This is a genomic window from Arthrobacter sp. Cza30, from assembly GCF_059090765.1.
On record NZ_JBNHGA010000006.1, the window covers coordinates 388,261 to 407,151 of the forward strand.

Sequence of the window (18,891 nt, forward strand, 5' to 3'; positions counted from 1 at the left end):
CCGTTTTGCAGTCCGGTGGGACCCCTGGATGCGGTCATCTCCGCAGCCGAAGCTGACCAACCTGGATGACTTTCCGTCACCGTGCCGCGTCCGCCCCCACGGAAGGTCCCGCGAGCCGTGGCGATCTTTCGCCAAGCCCGCCTGTGGTGAACACTAAACAGCATGCGAACCTTTGGCGTGGAGGAAGAGCTGCTTTTGGTGGACGCCAAGACCGGCGCCCTAGCGTCCGTCTCGGAACAACTGCTCCGGGAGCAGGGACACCCTGCGACGCTGGATGCACCCGCGGATACTGCGTCCCGCGGCGGCTACAAGGGCAGCCTGATGTCGGAGGTCAAGCAGGAGCAGCTCGAAGCGGTGTCGGCCCCGTACAAGGATCTGCAGGACCTGGCCGCGGGGATCAGGGCCGGGCGCGAGGAGGCCGACCGACAGGCGCGGCCTTTTGGCGCCAGGGCTGCGGCATTGGGCACCTATCCCCTGCCCGCCACCACCAGCCTCGTGCCGCGCCCGCGATACCAGGCCATGGAATCCCGGTTCGGGATGACCTTGCGCGAACAACTGACGTGCGGGTTCCACGTGCACGTCTCCGTGGCCTCCGATGAGGAAGCCGTTGCCGTGCTTGACCGGATCCGCGTCTGGCTGCCGGTCCTGCTCGCGCTGAGCACCAACTCCCCCTTCTGGCAAGGCGTGGATAGCGGCTACGCCAGCTTCCGCTACCAGGTCTGGAAACGGTGGCCCACCGCCGGGCCGACCGGCATCTTCGGCTCCGCCGATGCCTACCACCAACTGTTGGGGATGCTGCTCGAGTGCGACGTGCTGCTGGACAAGGGGATGATCTATTTCGACGCGCGGCTTGGTCAACGGCATCCGACGGTCGAGATCCGCGTGGCCGACGTATGCCTGCAAGCGGAACACGCCGCCGCCGTTGCCGCCTTGTGCCGGGCCCTGGTGGAGACGGCTGCCCGGCAATGGAGCGACGGCAGCCCGCCGCCTCCGGTACCGGCGGAGCTGCTGCGTCTTGCTTCCTGGCGGGCCAGCAGGTCGGGACTGGAAGAAGAACTGCTCCACCCCTTGAAGGGCGACCGCGCCCCGGCCCGAAACGTGGTCGCCGCCCTGCTCGAACATGTCGGACCCGTGTTGGCGGAAACGGACGATCTGGATCCCATACGGGCCGTCGTCGAGGGAATCCTTCGCGACGGGACCGGCGCGGCAAGGCAGCGGGGAGTCCTCGCGCGCCAGCACAGACTCACGGACGTCGTCTTCGATGCCGTCAGGAACACGCACCTTGCGGCCGGCATCCTGTGAGCTCCCCGCTGGCGGGAGCACCCGGAAGGGACTCCGGGCGCAAAGGGCGCTAGCCGGCGTCGTAAGCGCGCTGCAGTTCGCCGATGTCGATCTTCCTCATCTGCAGCATGGCTTCCATGGCACGTTGCGCCTTCTGCGGATCCGGCCCGCCGATCAGCCGCGGCAGCACCGAGGGAATGATCTGCCAGGACAACCCGTACTTGTCCTTGAGCCATCCGCATTGGCTCTCGGCACCGCCGTCGGCGGTCAGCGCGTCCCAGAGCCGGTCGACCTCCGCCTGGTCCTCACAGTCCACCTGCAGGGACACGGCCTCATTAAACGTGAACTGGGCTCCCCCATTCAGGGCCGTGAAGGACTGGCCGTCCAACTCGAACTCTACGGTCAGCACCTGGCCTTCCGACCCCGGACCGGTCTCGCCGTAGTGCGACACGTCGAGGATCTTCGAGTTTTTGAACAACTGGACGTAGAACTGTGCCGCCTCTTCGGCCTCGCTGTCGAACCACAGGCACGGCGTGATCTTCTGCATGATGGGCTCCTCCCCTATGTCAGGCGTACCGGAACCGCCCTCGGGCGTCCATGAATCGGGTACTTCAACGTGCACCGGGCGGACCGGCGGCTGGGCGAGATGCCTCAGGCTCAGCCAGGGGCAGCGGCCAGCAGCAGGGTCGTGGCGTCGGTGCCACCCGGGTCTATCACCTTCAGGCGGCACCCCTCCCCTTCGGGGGCCGCATAACCGGGAAGCCGCTTGCTTTCACTGCAGCGGTGAAGCTCCTCCAGGGCGGCAGCTTCAATCCGGGCATTCTGGAGGTTGATGGTGACGCCCCGCCCGGGCGCAAGCGCGCTGGTGCGGCGAACCAACGAATACAGCGCCACAATGTTTCGGGTTGTCACGTGCCCGCGCACTTCGATATTGGCGGATTCCCGATCGATATCCAGCCGGACGACCACTCGCAGTTTGGGATCCATGCTTTGTCCCCTCAAGAGTTCCCCATGGCCGCTCCTTGACCGGTGATCATCATAAGAGGACGAATGTGGCGTGGGCAACAGACCGCGGGGAATATTTCGTGGGGACGGAACGCGGGCCCTGCAGGGGGCGGCGGCACCACCGGGCGGGACCGTGCTTTCTATTACGGACTGCGCCGCTGACCCGGCGCCGCCCGCTTGGCCGGGAATGCCCAGGCGTCGCCTGCGCTCAGCGCAGGAGAACCGCGATGCCGGTAGCGGCCGCGGCCCACAGCACGCTCGCGAAGGTGCCCAGGATAAAGCGCTCGGCCGCCCCGGACTGACCGAGTTCCGAATACCGGCCCAGGCCTTTTACTGCGAGGACAACTGCCAATCCTTCCGGCCACTCGGCCAGCAGGGTGGCCGCGATGGCCGTCCGCTCGAGAACCCCGATCCAGGCCCCTCCGCGAAGCACAGGGGATGCTTCGGGGTCGGTGTGGTTGTCCGGGTGCGAGGCATTGAACGACAACCGCAGGATGGTCACGGTGGCCGGGCCACCGCCGATCGCGGCGGCCGCCACGCCCAGCGCATAGGCTGCCGGGCCCAGGCCGCCGGACCCCAGGACCGCCAACAATCCCGCAATGCCCAGGAGCAGCAGCGACACGGCGCTGGCGGCGTACAGCCAACGGTTGCCCCGCCCCTGGAACCGCTCGAAGTACATGGGCGCCGCCACGGCCGCGGCCACGCAGAGCGCGAGCAGTGCCATGACGCTCATCGGTCGGCCCCTTCCAGCAACGCTTGTGCCGCCAACCGTGCGCGTCGCCACTCCGGCCAGAGCCCACTATGCAGCCTGCTGGAGACGGCCTGCTGTGTGATTCCCAGCCGGTCGGCGATTTGCTGCTGGGTGAGTCCTTCATCACTGAGCATCCCGGCTTCGGTCGCCTGCCTGCTGCGCTTCCGCGCCACCGACACCAGCAACTGCAGCACCGCTTCGGCATGGCCGGCCTCCTCGCGGGCACCGGAGACGGCGACGTTGCCCGGCGCTGTCTTGGCCGCGGTCACCGCTTCGCGTGCGCGCTCGAAGGCCTCGCCGGAACCCGCGCGGGTAGACGCCGGCAACGGAGTAACGACCCCGCCCACGCCTATTCCCACGCTCCAGTGGTTGCTGACCGCCAGGTCCAGGGCAAGACCAGCCGCCACGGCAGCGTCGGCGACGACCGCCTGCATCTCGTCGCCGGCGGTGCGTTCGAAACCGCGCACCAGCGGACGGGACGGGTCCTCATTCAGGGCGCCGAGCGCGCCCTCGACGAGGTCCACGTGCCGGCGGGAGCGCCGCTGATCGACCGTCAACACATACATACAAATCTGCTTCCTTGTGGCTCAGGCAACAAGTATGCAGGGTTGTAGGCGCGGATGCAACCTTACTGCTCCACCGGCTGGTGGCTGACTAGCCCTAGGAGATTGCCTTCGGAGTCGCGGATGAACCCCATCCACTCATCCATGCCGGCAGGTCCCAGGGCGTCATCGGCATGCCGGAAGATGATGTGTGGTTCCTCGACAACCGCAATCCCCCGGGCGCGCAGTTCCTCGATCCGGTCCCGCACCGAGTCGACCTGCAGGTACAATAGGGCGGCCGGCGCGCCCACCTCCAGCAGCAGTCGCACGCCGTCGAGATCGAAGAACACCAAGCCCGGAGGGTCGAAGACCCCGGCCGGCGGATAACCGAGCAGGTCGGTGTAGAAAGCGGTGGCCCGCTCGAGCTCATGCACACCGAGCGCAGCCTGTGCCAACTTCATGGATACCGCTCCTCCCCCTCCGCCGCCCGGCTTCGCCCCCTGCCCGACTGCCGCGGACGGCGTCGGCCCCCGGCCGGCTCGTCCTCGCATCGTACGCCCGTGCGTGCCCGATAGTGTGGAGGGGTGACTGAAACATCGCCCCGGCTCCGCGCGGGCATCCCGTTGGCGGCCGCATCGATCGCCCTGGACCTGGCCGCCGTCGTCATTTTTGCGGCGGCGGGCCGAAACACGCACGAACACGGAATGGCCCTGGCCGGAATCCTGATTACCGCGAGCCCGTTCCTGGCCGGGGCCCTCGTGGGCTGGCTGGCCGCGCGCGCCTGGCGCCGGCCGGCCGCCCTCTGGCCGACCGGGGTCGCCGTCTGGCTGGCCGCAGTGGCCCTGGGGCTCACCCTGCGCGGCCTGGCGGGCGGCGGGCTCGCGCTGTCCTTCCAGATCGTGGCCTTCCTGGTCCTCGGCGCCCTGCTGTTGGGGTGGCGGGCGGCCGCCGCACTGTTCATCAAACTACGTTTCGCCCGACGGGTGGAATAACCTCGGATAGAGGGAAGAACACCCAGTTCCAGCAGAAAGGCAGTGCAGTGGCTACAGCATTCGTTCTCATCCGCACCGATGCGACCCGGATTCCGGAGTGCGCCCAGGAGATCTCCGAGATCGAGGGCATCAGCGAGGTCTATTCGGTCACCGGCGAATGGGATTTGATCGCCGTCGCCCGGGTCGCCAAGCACGACGAGCTGGCCGATGTCATCGCCGACCGGCTCTCGAAGGTCCAGGGCGTGCAGGCAACGACCACTCACATCGCCTTCCGCGCCTATTCCAAGCATGACCTGGATGCAGCCTTCTCGCTCGGGTTCGAGCACTAGGCTTCGCGCGCGCAGACAAAGTGCCCCGGACAATCTGTCCGGGGCACTCCTTGTTAAGCTGTTGCGGCCCACGCGCGGGCCGGGAAGTCAGCGGGTAGCGTCGATCCAGCGCTGCAGCGCTTCGGCCGCGGCACCGCTGTCGATGGCTTCCTCGGCCCGTTCCAAACCGGCGGCCAGCCGCTCCAGCAGCGGGGCGTCGGCTGTTGCCTCGTTGGCCACCAGGGCGGCGGCCGCGTTGAGGACGACGGCGTCGCGCACCGGCCCCTTGTCCCCCGCGAGCACGCGGCGCACCACTTCGGCATTCGCGGCGGCGTCGCCGCCGCGCAGGTCGTCCAGCGTTGCCCGGGGGATGCCGAGGTCCAGCGGGTCCAGGTCGTGTTCCGTCACCGCGCCTCCGCGCACCTCCCATACCGACGAGGGGCCCGTGGTGGTCAGCTCATCCAGGCCGTCCCCGCCGCGGAAGACCAGCGCGCGGATGCCCCGGGCGGCCAGCACGCCGGCGATGAGCGGCGCCAGCCGGGCATCGGCAACGCCGATGGCGGCCGCCGTGGGATTCGCCGGGTTAGTCATGGGACCCATGAAATTGAAGGCCGTGGCCACGCCGAGTTCCGCGCGCACCGCGCCCGCATAGCGCATGGAGGGGTGGAACACCTGCGCGAAGCAGAACGTGATCCCCGCTTCGACGGCGGTTTGTGCCACGCGGTCCACCGGGAGGTCCAGGCGCACACCGAGGGCTTCGATCACATCGGCAGAACCGGACGACGACGACGCGGCGCGGTTTCCGTGCTTGACGATCCGAGCCCCGGCCCCCGCGCACACCAGGGCGGCCATGGACGAGATGTTGACGGTGTTCTGCCGGTCCCCGCCGGTGCCGACGATGTCCAGCTTCTCCCCCGGGATGTCGATCGGCCGGGCGTTGCCGACCATGGCCTCCACCAGGCCGGTCAGCTCATCGACTGTCTCCCCCTTCGCCCGCAGCGCGACCAGGAAGCCGGCCATCTGCGCGTCGGAGGCCCCGCCGGACATGATCGTGTTCATCGCCCACTGGGTTTGGGCCGCAGTGAGGTCCTGCCGGGAGATCAGGGCAGAGATCAGTTCAGGCCAGGTGGGTGTGTTCTGAGCGTTGGGTTCGGTCGTCACTTCACTAGGTTATCTACGTTTTGTAGAAACTTCCGGATTGTTAACTTCCGCGCCGTTCCGCGGAATCCAGCGGTTCAGGAACCGGAACGCGGCGCCACGCGTTCAAATGCATTGGTGAAGTAGGCAGATTTATAGACATAATGGCCTTGTGACAACTGCAACCCATGCCCCCAGTACCCCGGCGCATCCAACGCTGAATCGCCCCAACCTGGTTTCCGTCGGAACCGTTGTGTGGCTCTCCAGCGAGCTGATGTTCTTTGCCGGCCTTTTCGCTATGTACTTCACCCTCCGCGCCACCTCCGGCGAGATGTGGGCGATGGAAACCGCGAAGTTGAATGTTCCGTTTGCGCTGGCCAACACCATCATCCTGGTGTCCAGCTCCTTCACCTGCCAGTACGGCGTCTTCGCCGCAGAGCGCTTGCAGGCCCGCCGCTCCGGCGGGCTCTTCAATGTCGCCAAGTGGGGCATGGTCGAATGGTTCCTGCTGACATTCTTCCTCGGCGCCATCTTCGTCTCCGTCCAGGCCTACGAATACGCGATGCTCGTCTCCGAAGGCGTCTCGATGTCCTCGAATTCCTACGGTTCGGCGTTCTACATCACCACCGGCTTCCACGGCCTCCACGTCACAGGCGGCCTCATCGCTTTCCTGCTGATCATCGGCCGCGCCTACGTCGCCAAGAAGTTCGGCCATTTCGAAGCCACGTCGGCCATCGTCACGTCGTACTACTGGCACTTCGTCGACGTCGTGTGGATCGCTCTCTTCATCATCATCTACTTCCTTAAGTAGACGGCAGAAAGGTCCGCGCCTCGCTGCGGACCAGCCGGCCGAACATCTACGCACACGCACCGCAAAGTTAGGAACCAACAAGTGAAGGCACTCTCCCAGAGGCGACGACATCCCCTGGCGGCCGTTGCCCTGCTGCTCATGGGACTGCTCGTCACCGGCGGACTGTACGCCGTTGCCGGGAACGTCAACGAGGCCAAGGCCCAAACCACCACCTTTTCCGCGCAGGACATCGAAGAGGGCGAGAAGCTCTTCGTGGCGAACTGCGCAACTTGTCACGGAATCGGTGCTGTCGGGGCCCCGGAGGGTGCGCACGGCAACCAGGCCGGTCCGTCGCTGATCGGCGTCGGCGCCGCAGCCGTGGACTTCCAGGTAGGAACCGGCCGTATGCCCATGCAGATGTCCGGCCCCCAGGCAATGGAAAAGCCGAACCAGTTCAACGAAGAGCAGACCATGCAGCTGGCGGCTTACGTAGCCTCCCTCGGTGCCGGTCCCGCGATTCCGTCGGATGAATTCCTCGACGTCTCCCAGGGTGATCCTGCCGCCGGCGGCGAGATCTTCCGGGTCAACTGCGCCATGTGCCACAACGCCGCCGCAGCAGGTGGTGCCCTGACGCGCGGCAAGTTCGCGCCGGCGCTTGCCGGCGTCAGCGAAGCGCACATCTACGAGGCCATGGCCACCGGTCCGCAGAACATGCCGGTGTTCAGCGACGCGAACATCTCCCCGGAGGAGAAGCGCGACGTCATCGCCTTCCTGAAGACCATCGAAGAGCAGCCCTCCCCCGGTGGGTTCGCCCTTGGCGGGCTCGGCCCCGTGTCCGAGGGCCTGCTGATGTGGACGCTTGGATTGGGCGTGGTCATCGCGTTCACCATCTGGCTGACCCAGCGGTCTTCCTAACCTTCGCTTCCGGCGGCCCCAACGGGCCGCCGGAGAAGCGCCAACAGTCATTAATGAGTTTTGAACTATTTAGAGAAGGATGAGAGGGATCATGGGCGACCATAGTCACGGCAGTCCGAACACCTCGGGCACCGTTGCTACGGCTGGTCAGAGCGACGTGGAGAAGTTTCAGGATCCTGGACTCCCCCCGCACCGCCCGCGCCGTGCCGACAAAGATCCCCGGGCGGAAAAGCGAGCCGAACGCCAGGTTGCGATACTCTTCGTAATCTCCATCATCGGCACCGTACTTTTCTTCGTCGGGTACTTTGGCATCCGCTTGGATGACACCACCGCAACGCTGCGACTGCAGAACTTCACCCTCGGCATGGGCACCGCTTTTGCCATGCTGGGCATTGGCGTGGGCATTGTCCACTGGGCCAAGACCCTCATGCCGGACCACGAGATCGTTGAAGAGCGCCACGAGGTCCGCACCGAGGAAGACCGCAAGGACGCCGAGCAGATCATCGGCCAGGTCCTGGACGAATCCGGCATCTCCCGCCGTCCGCTGATCCGCAACACCCTGATCGGCGCCGGCGTGCTGGCTATCCTGCCGGCCATCGGCATTTTCCGCGACCTGTCCAAGGACCTGAACCCGGAGGTGCTGCGGCACACCATGTGGGACGCAGGTGTCCGGTTGACCCGCGACCCCAGCGGCACCCCGATCAAGGCCTCGGATGTCACCATTGGTTCCGCGTTCCACGTCATCCCCGAGGGGCTCAACGAGGCCGAGCACAAGCTCGAGGAGAAGGCCAAGGCGGTCGTCCTCTTGATGCGCCTGAATCCCGACGTCCTCCAGGTCTCCCCAGGTCGCGAAGACTGGAACTACAATGGCATCGTTGCGTACTCCAAGATCTGCACTCACGTTGGCTGCCCGGTGGCGCTGTACGAACAGCACACGCACCACCTGCTCTGCCCTTGCCACCAGTCGACCTTCGATGCGGCACAGGAATGCAAGGTTGTGTTCGGCCCGGCCGCACACGCCCTTCCCCAGCTGCCGATCAGCGTCGACGACGAGGGCTACCTGATCGCCACAAGCGATTTCCATGAACCTGTCGGACCTAGCTACTGGGAGCGTGGCTAAGCATGAGCGCTTCAACTGATACCTACGTACCCAAGACGCGGGCCGGACGGATCACCAACTTCGTCGATACCCGCGTCGGCGGTTCGGGGATCGTCAAGGAATTCGGCCGGAAGATCTTCCCCGACCACTGGTCCTTCATGTTCGGCGAAGTGGCACTGTACTCCTTCGTCATCCTGCTGCTCACCGGAACGTTCCTGACGTTCTTCTTCGATCCTTCGATGGCTCATACCACATACGACGGACCGTATGTGCCGCTCAAGGGCGTCGAAATGTCCGTCGCCTACCAGTCCACCCTGGAGATCTCGTTCGAGATCCGCGGCGGCCTGTTCATGCGCCAGCTGCACCACTGGTCTGCGCTGCTGTTCGTTGCCTCGGTCTCTTTCCACATGCTGCGCGTGTTCTTCACGGGTGCGTTCCGCCGCCCGCGTGAGCTGAACTGGGTTGTCGGCTGCGTCCTGTTGATCCTGGCCCTGGCTGCCGGCTTCACCGGCTACTCCCTGCCGGACGACCTGCTCTCCGGTAACGGCCTGCGCATCATCGACGGCGTCATCAAGGCAATCCCGCTGGTTGGTACCTACATTTCGCTGCTGCTGTTCGGCGGCGAGTTCCCGGGTACGGACATCGTGGGCCGCCTGTACGTGCTGCACATCCTGCTGGTCCCGGCCTTGATCCTCCTGATGATCGCCGTCCACCTGTTCATGGTTGTCGTGCACAAGCACACCCAGTACCCCGGCCCCGGCCGTTCCGAGACCAACGTCGTCGGCTTCCCGATTGGCCCGGTCTACGCGGCCAAGGCAGGCGGCTTCTTCTTCGTTGTCTTCGGCATCCTGGCCGTCATTGCGGCGAACTTCCAGATCCTGGCGATCTGGGACTACGGCCCCTACGACCCCTCCCCCGTTTCGGCCGGTACCCAGCCTGACTGGTACATCGGCTGGGTGGACGGCGCGCTGCGCCTGATGCCCGGCGTGGGCGAGTTCGTGATCTTCGGCCGGACCATTTCGCTGAACGTGCTCCTCCCGGCCCTCGGCCCGGCCGCCCTGCTGTTCACCGTGATGTTCGCCTGGCCGTGGATCGAAAGCTGGGTGACCAAGGACACCCGCGAGCACCACATCCTGGACCGCCCGCGCAACGTCCCGTTCCGCACCGCCACCGGCGTCGCCGGCATCGTCTTCTACTCGGTGATGTGGGCAGCTGCCAGCTCCGACTTGATCGCCACGCACTTCCACGTGTCGCTCAACGACGTGACGTACTGGCTGCGTGCGCTGTTCTTCCTGGGCCCGATCCTCGGCTTCATCGTCACGCGCCGCATTTGCCTGGCGCTGCAGCGCAAGGACCGGGAGATCGCCCTCCATGGCCGGGAGACCGGACGCATTGTCCGCCTGCCGCATGGTGAGTTCATCGAGGTCCACGAGCCGCTGAACGAGTACAAGCAGTACCGGCTGGTCAGCTACGAGTCGCCCGAGGTGATCCCGGCGCAGCCGAACAGGGCTGGCCACGTCAAGCGCTCCGAGAAGCTGCGCGGCGCCTTGTCCCGGTTCTTCTTCGAAGACCGTGTGGCACCGGTTACCCCGGCCGAGCTGGAGGCTGCACACAGCCACCACGCCGAGGTTGAGGCACCCGCCGAGAAGGCGGAAGTCACCGCCCGCTAAGGCAATAACCGCACAGAGAATGGCCCCGGACCTGGTCCGGGGCCATTCTCTTTTGACTCGCCCCTTTGCCTCGCCGCCGGTGAGGCACCCTGCGTCTACCGAGCTGCTGCGCTCCCCCGGCGCTGCCGCCACTGGGGCATTGCGGCGGTTCCAGGGGTCGTGTGCGGCCGCAGCAAGCGGCCTGGGTTGTCGGGTACGTCCAGCGGCGCCTAGTGCCACGGGCGGGCCGGTGTGCCCCCGACAAACGGGGCTATCGGCGACGGCGGTCATTGCCCCTTGCCGGCATGTGCGGCTACGCGCGAGGCCGTCCGCCCACTGCAGGGCTTGTACGGCGGACGACGATAGGCTGGCGGCGCGGGCGGCCTCCAGCGGCCCTCTGGCGCCCTTAAAAGCGCTTGACGTTGTAGGAACGCGGCGCGCGTCCCCCGGGCCGTTGCAGCGGCACCCACAGCTTGTAGCGGTCCGCGCGGTAATACGAGATCGAGAAGTCGACCATGGTCTTGGAGACGTAGGCATGCCGCTGGATCTTCAGCAGCGGCGATCCGATGTCCACGCTCAGGAGCCGCGCGATGGAGGGCTGGGCTGCGGTTGCCTCGATGGTGTCCTCTCCCCACTCCATGATCAGTCCGTAGCGTTCGCTCAGGATGTTGTACAGCGACGACGGCGGCCCCTCGTCGAGGATCCCGGGCACCCGCTGCGCCGGAATGAAGTTTTCGTCCACGCTCATCGGTTCGGCGTCCGCCAGCAGCAGGCGGCGGAAGCGCACCACGGGCTGCCCCTCCTCGATCTGCAACTCGCGGGCGACCAGCGGGGTGGCGCCGATCTGCTCGAAGCTGAGGACACGGGCATCGGGAACCATGCCGCGGCGTTGCATCTCTTCGCTGTAGGAGGTGAGCTTGACCTGCAGGTCCAGCTTCGGCTGCCGCACGAAGGTCCCCAGGCCGACAATGCGTTCGAGCACCTGTTCGGCGACGAGGGAGTCGATCGCCTGGCGTACGGTCATCCTCGCCACGCCGAAGCGTTCGGCCAGCTCCCTCTCCGAGGGAAAAGCGGCCCCGGGTTCGCAGCGTTCCTGGGCATGCCTGCGCAAAATGTCCCTGAGCTGGACGTGTTTCGCGGTACGGGAGGAGCCATCGAGCCCACCCTCGATCGCGGCGGCGTTCACGGACATGCGGCCTCCTGTTCAGCCGGTTGCATTCACCCATTCTATCGGTCTAGACCAGCGTCCCGGCGCCCGGCCGGCCCCGCGGGTACGCGAAAGGGTCCGGAACCTCACGGTTCCGGACCCTTTCGTCGGGTAGCTGCGGGTATTAGTGCGCGTGGTCCCCGCGGCTGTATTCGTAGACCCAGCCGATGATGGCCACCGTGGTCAGGCCGACTGAGATGTAGACGATCCACCAGCCGACCGCCAGGCCCATGAATCCAGTGGCGGCACCGAGACCCAGCACGATGGGCCACCAGCTCCACGGGCTGAACATGCCCTGCTCGCCGGCACCCTCATGGATTTCGGCGTCTACCCGGTCCTCCGGACGGGCACCGATGCGCCGCGCCGTGAACCAGAGGTAACCGCCAATCATCAGGGACAGTCCGGCCGTCAGGTACAGCGCCAGCCAGCCGACGGGCTCCTCCCAGTTCCCCATGTAGCCGTAGACGGTGGCAACGAGGGCGAAGAACGGCGCAAGCGCAATGAATAGCCAGGCTTCAATCTTCACAGTTATGCGTCCTTCTGGTCAGCGGGACCGGCCATCTGGGCCACCGGTGCCGGAGTCGTCGGGGTGTGCCGCGGCGCCAGCTCCGGGTGGTGCAGGTCCAGCGCGGGGCGCTCCGACCGGATGCGGGGCAGCGAGGTGAAGTTGTGCCGCGGCGGCGGGCAGGAGGTCGCCCACTCAAGCGAAGCACCGAAGCCCCAGGGGTCGTCGACCTCGACCTTCTTGCCGTTGCGCCAGGTGATGTAGACGTTCCAGAAGAACGGGATCATCGAGGCGCCCAACACGAAGGATGCCACCGTGGAGAACTGGTTCATCGCGGTGAACCCGTCTTCCGGCATGTAGTCGGCGTAGCGACGGGGCATGCCCTCGACGCCGAGCCAGTGCTGGATGAGGAAGGTGCCGTGGAAGCCCAGGAACAGCATCCAGAAGTGGATCTTGCCGAGGCGCTCGTTGAGCATCTTGCCGGTCCACTTGGGCCACCAGAAGTAGAAGCCCGCGAACATCGCGAACACGACCGTACCGAAGACCACGTAGTGGAAGTGCGCCACCACGAAGTAGGTATCGGAGACGTGGAAGTCCAGCGGCGGCGACGCCAGGATGATGCCGGTCAGGCCGCCGAACAGGAAGGTGGCCAGGAAGCCCAGGCTCCACAGCATAGGCGTCTCGAAGGTGATCGATCCGCGCCACATGGTGCCGATCCAGTTGAAGAACTTCACCCCGGTTGGCACCGCGATGAGCATCGTCATGAAGGCGAAGAACGGCAGCAGCACCGAGCCGGTGACGTACATGTGGTGGGCCCACACCGTCACTGACAGCGCCGCGATGGCGATCGTGGCGTAGACCAGGCCCTTGTAGCCGAAGATCGGCTTGCGGCTGAACACCGGGAAGATCTCGGAAACGATGCCGAAGAACGGCAGGGCGATGATGTAGACCTCGGGGTGGCCGAAGAACCAGAACAGGTGCTGCCAGAGGATGGCGCCGCCGTTCTCCGGGTTGAAGATGTGCGCGCCCAAGCGCCGGTCGGCACCGAGGGCGAACAGCGCGGAGGCCAGGGGCGGGAAAGCCATCATGACGAGGATGGCGGTAACCAGCGTGTTCCAGGTGAAGATCGGCATGCGCCACATGGTCAGGCCGGGGGCGCGCATGGTGATGATCGTGGTGATGAAGTTGACCGAACCGAGGATGGTGCCGAAGCCGGACAGCGCCAAACCAAAGACCCACAAGTCCCCGCCGACTCCCGGGGAGAAGGTGGTGTTGGACAACGGTGCATAGGCGAACCAGCCGAAGGAAGCGGCGCCCTGCGGGGTGATGAAGCCGGCCACCGCGATGATGCTGCCGAACAGGAAGAACCAGAAAGCCAGCGCGTTCAGGCGCGGGAACGCTACGTCGGGGGCGCCGATCTGCAGCGGCATGATGACGTTGGCGAAGCCGGCGAACAGCGGCGTGGCGAACATCAGCAGCATCACCGTGCCGTGCATGGTGAACAGCTGGTTGTACTGTTCCTTGGTCTGCAGGATCTGCATTCCGGGCTCGAACAGTTCGGCACGGATGACCAGGGCCATCACGCCACCGAGGCAGAAGAAGATGAACGACGCGATCAGGTACATGTACCCGATGGTCTTGTGATCCGTGGAGGTGATCCAGTTGACGACGATGCGCCCCTTGGACACCGGCACGACGCGCGGAGCTACCGTGGTAGCCCGGTCGTCAGCTGTGTATTCGTACGTTGACACTTGTGGCCCTCGCTCCTTTACTCAGACGCTTCAGCGTAGGGGTTGCGGTCGTACTCTTCGCCAAGCTGGCCGTCCTTGAGCCGCGCCATCTGAGCGTCGAATTCAGCCTCGGAGACCACCGCGACACGGAAGAGCATTTCGGAGTGGTACTCGCCACACAGCTCGGCGCACTTGCCGTCGTAGATGCCCTCACGGGTGGGGGTGAAGTTCAGGTAGTTGGTCTTGCCCGGGATCATGTCCACCTTCTGCAGGAAGGCGGGGACCCAGAACGAGTGGATGACGTCGCGGGAGTTGATCTGCAGCTCCACGCTCTGGTTCACCGGCAGGTACAGCGTGGGCAGGGTCTCCGGGACGCCGGTCTCGCCGGTCAGGTGGGCCTGCACGCCGGCAAAGTACTTGTCCTGCTTGACGTAGTTGAAGTCCCAGGCCCACTGCTTGCCGCGCACGTCGACGACGACGTCGGGGTTGTCCACCCGCTCGGTGATGTTGGACGTGGTCTTGTCCGTGAAGTAGAAGAAGACCATGACCATGACCACGGGAACCGCGGTGTAGAAGATCTCCAGCGGCAGGTTGTAGCTCAGCTGGCGCGGGTAACCCGTTTCGTCCTTGCGGCGGCGGTACGCGATAATGCACCAGAGGATCAGGCCCCAGGTCACGACTCCGACGGCCAGCGCGGCGATCCATCCGTTGACCCACAAATCAATGATTTCGGGCGTGTGGTTGGTAACGTCCCGCTCGGTGGGCAACCAACCCAAACGGACTTCTTCTGAACATCCCGTCAACAACAACGCACCGAGTGCACCCAGACCTGTAGCCTTGGCGATTTTGGCGCGTCGACTGCCGGTTCGAACCTGCGAACTCACAGACGGCCCTTCCTCTTTGTTTCGTGCAAGTGATGCGGCCATGGCAGAGCTGAGCTTGGCCGCATATCCAGTTTTACTACTCACTGTAGAGCTTACCCGCCCACATGACTTCCATGTGACAGGCTCCCCCGTGCGTCGGCCGTTCCGGCGGCCGGAGAGCGCCCTGCAGGCCCTTAGTGGAAGGAGTCTCCACAGGCGCAGGAGCCACCGGCATTCGGATTGTCGATGGTGAAGCCCTGCTTGGAAATCGTGTCCTCGAAGTCGATCGAGGCGCCCGAGAGGTAAGGAACGCTCATCTTGTCGACGACGACCTCGACCCCGTCGAAATCACGGACAGCGTCCCCGTCGAGCATCCGCTCGTCGAAGTACAGCTGGTAGATCAGGCCGGAGCATCCGCCCGGCTGTACGGCAACGCGCAGGCGCAGATCCGTGCGGCCTTCCTGTTCCAGGAGGCTGCGGACCTTTCCGGCGGCGACGTCGGTCAAAGCCACTTCATGCGTGGGCAGTTCTGCCGCTTCGGGTGCCGTGGTGGGGGCGGACGAGTTGGTCGTTGCGCTCATTGCACTTCCTTATCTATTTCGGGCCGTCCGGTGACCTGCTGCTATTACTCAGTGGTGCGTCGGGCTTCCCATCCATCGTACGTCTGGTGGGCCGAAATGGGATAACTCTCCCCCGCCTCCAGCCTGGCCCGAACAGGCCTAGAGTCTTTCGCTGTTCAACCGTGCCAGGAGCAGGGCCTGGGCCAGGACCGCATTGCGGAAGTCGCCGAGATGCAGCGACTCGTTGGCCGAGTGCGCCCTCGAGTCGGGGTCTTCGACGCCGGTGATCAGGATCTGTGCCTCCGGATAGACTTCCGTGAGGTCGGCGATGAACGGGATGGAACCGCCCATGCCGGCCTCCACCGGCAGTGTGCCCCACGCCTGCTCCAGGGCCCACAGCGACGCCTGGGCCGCGGGCGCGGAGGTGTCGGTGGCGAACGCGTGGCCGCGCTCCCCCGGCACGAAGGTGGCGGCGGCGCCGAAGGGCGCATGGGCGGCAACGTGCGCGGCCACCGCTTCCATCGCCCGGTCCGGATCCTGTCCCGGTGCCAGCCGGAGGCTGATCTTGGCGCGGGCGGCGGGAATCAAGGTGTTGGACGCGAGCTCGACGCTGGGGGCGTCAAAGCCGATCACCGACAGGGCCGGCTTGTTCCAGAGCCGGTCGGCAATGCTGCCGGTGCCCGCGAGCCGCACGGACTCGAGCACCGACGAATCGCGGCGGAAGTCTTCTTCCGGATAGTCCACCGAGGCGGCGGGAGCCGAAACGAGGCCCTCGATGGCGACCGCCCCGTCGTCGTCGTGGAAGGTGGCGATCAGCCGGGACAGCAGCGTGGGCGCATCCAGCAGCGGCCCGCCGAACATGCCCGAATGGACGGCGTGTTCCAGCACCCGCAGCTCCACGGTGCCGTCCACCAGACCGCGCAGGCTGGTGGTCAGTGCCGGGATGCCGACCTTCCAGTTGCTGGAGTCGGCGACGATGATGGCGTCTGCCCGCAGCAGTTCGCGGTGTGTCTCGAGGAACGGGCGGAAGCTTGGCGAACCGGCCTCCTCCTCCCCCTCGAAGAACAACGTGATGCCGAGCCCGAAATCGTCGCCGAGGACCTCCAGCAGCGTACGCAGCGAGGCCAAGTGGACCATGATCCCGGCCTTGTCGTCGGCGGTTCCGCGCCCATAGAGGCGGCCGTCGATCTCGGTGGCCTTGAACGGTTCCGTCCGCCAGAGCGCCGGGTCCCCCGGCGGCTGCACGTCGTGGTGGGCATACAGCAGGACGGTCGGCTTGCCCGGCGCGGCCGGGCGGCGGGCCACGACGGCGGGGCCGCCGGCGGCCTCGCCGTTCGCCACGCTGAGGATCTGTACGTCCTCCAGGCCCAGCTCCCGGACCATGCCGGCTACGGCATCCGCGCTGCGCGCCAGGTCCTCCGGGTCGAAGGCCGGCCAGGCGATCCCCGGGATGGAAACCAGCTGTTCCAACGAGGAGATGGTGAGCCCCATGCCGGCGTCGACGGCGGCCGCAAGTTCGTCTACGTTCACATTGGTCATAGTCGACACCCTATCGCCCGGGCACCGTCGCGACGATGCCCCGTGGCTGCCCCGGCGGCGCGGGCCCCAAGGGGGACAACGGCCGTATGCGGTCCGGTATTCTTGACTGGTGTTCGGACGTAAAAAAGAGGCTCCCACGCCCCAGGAAACCATCGACCAGGCCAACGACGCCCAGCAGCCTCGATACGGCAAGGGCGCGCCCACGCCCCGGCGCAAGGACCAGGAAGCTGCGCGCAAGCGCCCCCTGGTCCCAAATGACCGCAAGGCCGCCAAGGAGGCCAACCGGGCCGCCATGGCGGATCAGCGGCTGAAGATGCGCGAGGCCATGAACACCGGCGACGAGCGCTTTCTGCCGCTGCGCGACAAGGGGCCGCAGAAGCGCTTCGTCCGCGACTTCGTGGACGCCCGCTGGGTGCTGGGCGAGTTCCTGATTGTCTTCGCCCTCATCTTCGTGGTCCTCAGCTTTATCCGCGACCTCAACGTCCAGGCGTTCATCCTGTTCGGCTTCTGGGTGCTGCTGGCGCTGGTCGCCATCGACGCCTTCATCCTCGGCCGCCAGCTCAAGAAGCGCCTGGCCGCCAAGTTTGGCGAGGTCGAGCGCGGGGCGGTCTGGTACGGCGTCATGCGCGGGCTGCAGCTGCGCCGGATGCGCCTGCCGAAGCCGCAGGTCAAGCGCGGCGAATACCCCGCCTGATCCAGGGGAGGGACCGGTCGAAGGGTCGGGAGCATCGCGGCTCCCGACCCTTTCGCATACCAAGGGTCGGGAGCATTGCGGCTCCCGGCCCTATTGCATGCCCTCGAGGCCCGGCCGGGCTCCGGATGGCTCGGCCCGGTTTCGGAATGACGCCGTGCAGGGCCGTTCAGCGCCGGCGCTTGGCCAGGCCGCGGTTGATGCGGCCGGCCCAGAAGGGCCCCTCGTACAGGAACGCCGTATAGCCCTGCACCAGGGTGGCACCGGCGTCCAGCCGCTGCTGCACGTCGCCGGCCGTCTCGACACCGCCGACGGATATCAGCGCCAGGTCGTCCCCGACGGCGGTGCGCAGCCGGCGCAGCACGTCGAGGGAGCGCTGCTTCAGCGGTGCGCCGGAGAGGCCGCCCTCGCCGCAGGCAGCGATCTTGCTTTGGTCCGAGACAAGACCCTCGCGGGAAACCGTCGTGTTGGTCGCGATGATGCCGTCCAGGTTCAGTTCCAGCGCGAGCCGGGCGACGTCGTCGATGTCCTCGTCGCTGAGGTCCGGGGCGATCTTCACCAGCAACGGGACATGGCGGCCGGCCGCGGAATCGGCGGTCTCCCCCACTGCCCGCAGCAGCGGTCGCAGCGTCTCCACGTTCTGCAGCAGCCGCAGTCCGGGCGTGTTCGGCGATGAAACGTTGACCACGAGGTAGTCGGCGGACCGGGCCAACAGCCGGGTGCTCTTCAGGTAGTCCTCGGTGGCATCGGCCAGTTCCACCACCTTGGTCTTGCCGATGTTCACGCCGATGACGGGCCGGAGCGTGCCGTATCGGGAAGCCAGGCCGCGCCGGGCGGCGGCGATCCGCGGCGCGACGGCGGCTGCGCCGTCGTTATTGAAGCCCATCCGGTTGATCACGGCGCGGTCCTCGACCAGCCGGAACAGTCGGGGCTGCGCGTTGCCCGGCTGCGCGCTCCCGGTGATGGTGCCGACCTCCACCGCGCCGAAACCCAGGTCGGCCAGCGCCTCGATGCCGAAACCTTCCTTGTCGAAGCCCGCTGCCAGGCCGAACGGCGAGGGGAAGGTCAGGCCCAGCGCCTCGGTGGCCAGGGACGGATCCGGGCGGGTGACGCGGCGCAGCACTGCCCCGGCCCCGCACCGGTGCGCGGCGCGGATGAGCTGGAAACCGATTCGGTGGGCACGCTCGGCGTCCATCCAGGAGAACGCGGCGCGGAAGAAGGCGGGGTAGAGGCGCATGGTCCTAGTTTTCCGTGCGGAGGCCGCCGCACCAAACCGTGTCCACCCGGCGATAACATGGGGGCAGCAACCGGACAGAGAGGAAGGACC

21 protein-coding genes are annotated in these 18,891 nt (G+C 66.2%); 8 read left to right on the plus strand and 13 right to left on the minus strand.

Annotation, left to right across the window (positions count from 1 at the left end):
- Positions 1–162 precede the first annotated feature (162 nt).
- Positions 163–1,302 carry a glutamate--cysteine ligase gene (locus AC5RVZ_RS22460; RefSeq protein WP_494067855.1) on the plus strand — a complete coding sequence of 380 codons (1,140 nt, stop codon included), beginning with the start codon at positions 163–165 and terminating at the stop codon, positions 1,300–1,302.
- A 49-nt stretch (positions 1,303–1,351) separates the two neighbouring features.
- Here AC5RVZ_RS22460 and AC5RVZ_RS22465 read toward each other — a convergent pair whose 3' ends face one another.
- From AC5RVZ_RS22465 to AC5RVZ_RS22485, 5 genes are all read right to left on the minus strand, one after another.
- The gene (locus AC5RVZ_RS22465; protein WP_494067856.1) at positions 1,352–1,828 is read right to left on the minus strand and encodes a VOC family protein; all 477 of its coding nucleotides are present in this window, start codon (positions 1,826–1,828) and stop codon (positions 1,352–1,354) included.
- A gap of 110 nt (positions 1,829–1,938) precedes the next feature.
- On the minus strand, positions 1,939–2,268 hold the full coding sequence (locus AC5RVZ_RS22470; protein ID WP_494067857.1) for a hypothetical protein: 330 nt from the start codon (positions 2,266–2,268) through the stop codon (positions 1,939–1,941).
- A 226-nt stretch (positions 2,269–2,494) separates the two neighbouring features.
- Positions 2,495–3,019 carry a hypothetical protein gene (locus AC5RVZ_RS22475; protein WP_494067858.1) on the minus strand — a complete coding sequence of 175 codons (525 nt, stop codon included), beginning with the start codon at positions 3,017–3,019 and terminating at the stop codon, positions 2,495–2,497.
- Complete coding sequence (locus AC5RVZ_RS22480; RefSeq protein WP_494067859.1) at positions 3,016–3,603, minus strand: sigma factor-like helix-turn-helix DNA-binding protein; 588 nt, start codon at positions 3,601–3,603, stop codon at positions 3,016–3,018. Before AC5RVZ_RS22480 ends, AC5RVZ_RS22475 begins: the two co-directional genes overlap by 4 nt.
- 62 nt (positions 3,604–3,665) lie before the next feature.
- Complete coding sequence (locus AC5RVZ_RS22485; RefSeq protein WP_494067860.1) at positions 3,666–4,040, minus strand: VOC family protein; 375 nt, start codon at positions 4,038–4,040, stop codon at positions 3,666–3,668.
- Positions 4,041–4,163: 123 nt separating this feature from the next.
- On the opposite strand from AC5RVZ_RS22485, the gene AC5RVZ_RS22490 reads away from it, so the two are divergent.
- Both AC5RVZ_RS22490 and AC5RVZ_RS22495 read left to right on the plus strand, forming a co-directional pair.
- Positions 4,164–4,571 (plus strand): DUF3054 domain-containing protein, encoded by a 408-nt coding sequence (locus tag AC5RVZ_RS22490; protein WP_494067861.1) that lies wholly within the window; start codon positions 4,164–4,166, stop codon positions 4,569–4,571.
- A gap of 47 nt (positions 4,572–4,618) precedes the next feature.
- Complete coding sequence (locus AC5RVZ_RS22495) at positions 4,619–4,900, plus strand: Lrp/AsnC family transcriptional regulator (protein WP_493978425.1); 282 nt, start codon at positions 4,619–4,621, stop codon at positions 4,898–4,900.
- A gap of 87 nt (positions 4,901–4,987) precedes the next feature.
- Here AC5RVZ_RS22495 and trpD read toward each other — a convergent pair whose 3' ends face one another.
- Entirely contained in the window at positions 4,988–6,040 is a 1,053-nt protein-coding gene (trpD, locus tag AC5RVZ_RS22500; RefSeq protein WP_493999748.1) for an anthranilate phosphoribosyltransferase, read from the minus strand.
- Positions 6,041–6,188: 148 nt separating this feature from the next.
- Between trpD and ctaE the strand changes: the two genes are divergently transcribed.
- The 4 genes from ctaE to qcrB all read left to right on the plus strand — a co-directional run bounded on the left by ctaE (position 6,189) and on the right by qcrB (position 10,490).
- Positions 6,189–6,827: an aa3-type cytochrome oxidase subunit III gene (ctaE, locus tag AC5RVZ_RS22505; RefSeq protein WP_494067862.1), complete on the plus strand. Its 639-nt coding sequence runs from the start codon at positions 6,189–6,191 to the stop codon at positions 6,825–6,827.
- 81 nt (positions 6,828–6,908) lie between these two features.
- Positions 6,909–7,721 (plus strand): cytochrome bc1 complex diheme cytochrome c subunit, encoded by an 813-nt coding sequence (qcrC, locus tag AC5RVZ_RS22510; protein WP_494067863.1) that lies wholly within the window; start codon positions 6,909–6,911, stop codon positions 7,719–7,721.
- A 91-nt stretch (positions 7,722–7,812) separates the two neighbouring features.
- Positions 7,813–8,841: a cytochrome bc1 complex Rieske iron-sulfur subunit gene (gene qcrA / locus AC5RVZ_RS22515; protein ID WP_493978421.1), complete on the plus strand. Its 1,029-nt coding sequence runs from the start codon at positions 7,813–7,815 to the stop codon at positions 8,839–8,841.
- 2 nt (positions 8,842–8,843) lie between these two features.
- On the plus strand, positions 8,844–10,490 hold the full coding sequence (qcrB, locus tag AC5RVZ_RS22520) for a cytochrome bc1 complex cytochrome b subunit (RefSeq protein ID WP_494067864.1): 1,647 nt from the start codon (positions 8,844–8,846) through the stop codon (positions 10,488–10,490).
- Between the two features lie 385 nt (positions 10,491–10,875).
- Here the strand turns inward: qcrB and AC5RVZ_RS22525 are convergent, their stop codons facing one another.
- From AC5RVZ_RS22525 to AC5RVZ_RS22550, 6 genes are all read right to left on the minus strand, one after another.
- Complete coding sequence (locus tag AC5RVZ_RS22525) at positions 10,876–11,661, minus strand: GntR family transcriptional regulator (protein WP_494067865.1); 786 nt, start codon at positions 11,659–11,661, stop codon at positions 10,876–10,878.
- A gap of 139 nt (positions 11,662–11,800) precedes the next feature.
- Positions 11,801–12,202 (minus strand): cytochrome c oxidase subunit 4, encoded by a 402-nt coding sequence (locus tag AC5RVZ_RS22530; RefSeq protein WP_494067866.1) that lies wholly within the window; start codon positions 12,200–12,202, stop codon positions 11,801–11,803.
- A gap of 2 nt (positions 12,203–12,204) precedes the next feature.
- Positions 12,205–13,932: an aa3-type cytochrome oxidase subunit I gene (gene ctaD / locus AC5RVZ_RS22535; protein ID WP_494067867.1), complete on the minus strand. Its 1,728-nt coding sequence runs from the start codon at positions 13,930–13,932 to the stop codon at positions 12,205–12,207.
- Between the two features lie 17 nt (positions 13,933–13,949).
- Positions 13,950–14,795, minus strand: a complete 846-nt coding sequence (gene ctaC / locus AC5RVZ_RS22540; RefSeq protein ID WP_494067868.1) for an aa3-type cytochrome oxidase subunit II — start codon at positions 14,793–14,795, stop codon at positions 13,950–13,952.
- Between the two features lie 173 nt (positions 14,796–14,968).
- Positions 14,969–15,355, minus strand: a complete 387-nt coding sequence (locus AC5RVZ_RS22545) for a HesB/IscA family protein (protein ID WP_493978415.1) — start codon at positions 15,353–15,355, stop codon at positions 14,969–14,971.
- 138 nt (positions 15,356–15,493) lie between these two features.
- Positions 15,494–16,873 carry a dipeptidase gene (locus tag AC5RVZ_RS22550; RefSeq protein WP_494067869.1) on the minus strand — a complete coding sequence of 460 codons (1,380 nt, stop codon included), beginning with the start codon at positions 16,871–16,873 and terminating at the stop codon, positions 15,494–15,496.
- A 109-nt stretch (positions 16,874–16,982) separates the two neighbouring features.
- On the opposite strand from AC5RVZ_RS22550, the gene AC5RVZ_RS22555 reads away from it, so the two are divergent.
- A complete protein-coding gene (locus AC5RVZ_RS22555; protein WP_494067870.1) occupies positions 16,983–17,567 on the plus strand; it encodes a DUF3043 domain-containing protein in 585 nt (194 codons plus the stop codon).
- A gap of 166 nt (positions 17,568–17,733) precedes the next feature.
- Here AC5RVZ_RS22555 and AC5RVZ_RS22560 read toward each other — a convergent pair whose 3' ends face one another.
- Positions 17,734–18,801 (minus strand): quinone-dependent dihydroorotate dehydrogenase, encoded by a 1,068-nt coding sequence (locus AC5RVZ_RS22560; RefSeq protein WP_494067871.1) that lies wholly within the window; start codon positions 18,799–18,801, stop codon positions 17,734–17,736.
- Positions 18,802–18,891: the final 90 nt, after the last annotated feature.

Excerpts from the sequence above, each read along its gene's own strand:
- AC5RVZ_RS22460 (WP_494067855.1), top strand. The coding sequence starts at position 163 with ATGCGAACCTTTGGCGTGGAGGAAGAGCTGCTTTTGGTGGACGCCAAG.
- qcrB (WP_494067864.1), top strand. The coding sequence starts at position 8,844 with ATGAGCGCTTCAACTGATACCTACGTACCCAAGACGCGGGCCGGACGG.
- AC5RVZ_RS22525 (WP_494067865.1), bottom strand. The coding sequence starts at position 11,661 with ATGTCCGTGAACGCCGCCGCGATCGAGGGTGGGCTCGATGGCTCCTCC.
- AC5RVZ_RS22550 (WP_494067869.1), bottom strand. The coding sequence starts at position 16,873 with ATGACCAATGTGAACGTAGACGAACTTGCGGCCGCCGTCGACGCCGGC.
- AC5RVZ_RS22485 (WP_494067860.1), bottom strand. The coding sequence starts at position 4,040 with ATGAAGTTGGCACAGGCTGCGCTCGGTGTGCATGAGCTCGAGCGGGCC.
- AC5RVZ_RS22465 (WP_494067856.1), bottom strand. The coding sequence starts at position 1,828 with ATGCAGAAGATCACGCCGTGCCTGTGGTTCGACAGCGAGGCCGAAGAG.
- qcrA (WP_493978421.1), top strand. The coding sequence starts at position 7,813 with ATGGGCGACCATAGTCACGGCAGTCCGAACACCTCGGGCACCGTTGCT.
- AC5RVZ_RS22475 (WP_494067858.1), bottom strand. The coding sequence starts at position 3,019 with ATGAGCGTCATGGCACTGCTCGCGCTCTGCGTGGCCGCGGCCGTGGCG.
- AC5RVZ_RS22480 (WP_494067859.1), bottom strand. The coding sequence starts at position 3,603 with ATGTATGTGTTGACGGTCGATCAGCGGCGCTCCCGCCGGCACGTGGAC.
- AC5RVZ_RS22545 (WP_493978415.1), bottom strand. The coding sequence starts at position 15,355 with ATGAGCGCAACGACCAACTCGTCCGCCCCCACCACGGCACCCGAAGCG.
- AC5RVZ_RS22560 (WP_494067871.1), bottom strand. The coding sequence starts at position 18,801 with ATGCGCCTCTACCCCGCCTTCTTCCGCGCCGCGTTCTCCTGGATGGAC.
- AC5RVZ_RS22470 (WP_494067857.1), bottom strand. The coding sequence starts at position 2,268 with ATGGATCCCAAACTGCGAGTGGTCGTCCGGCTGGATATCGATCGGGAA.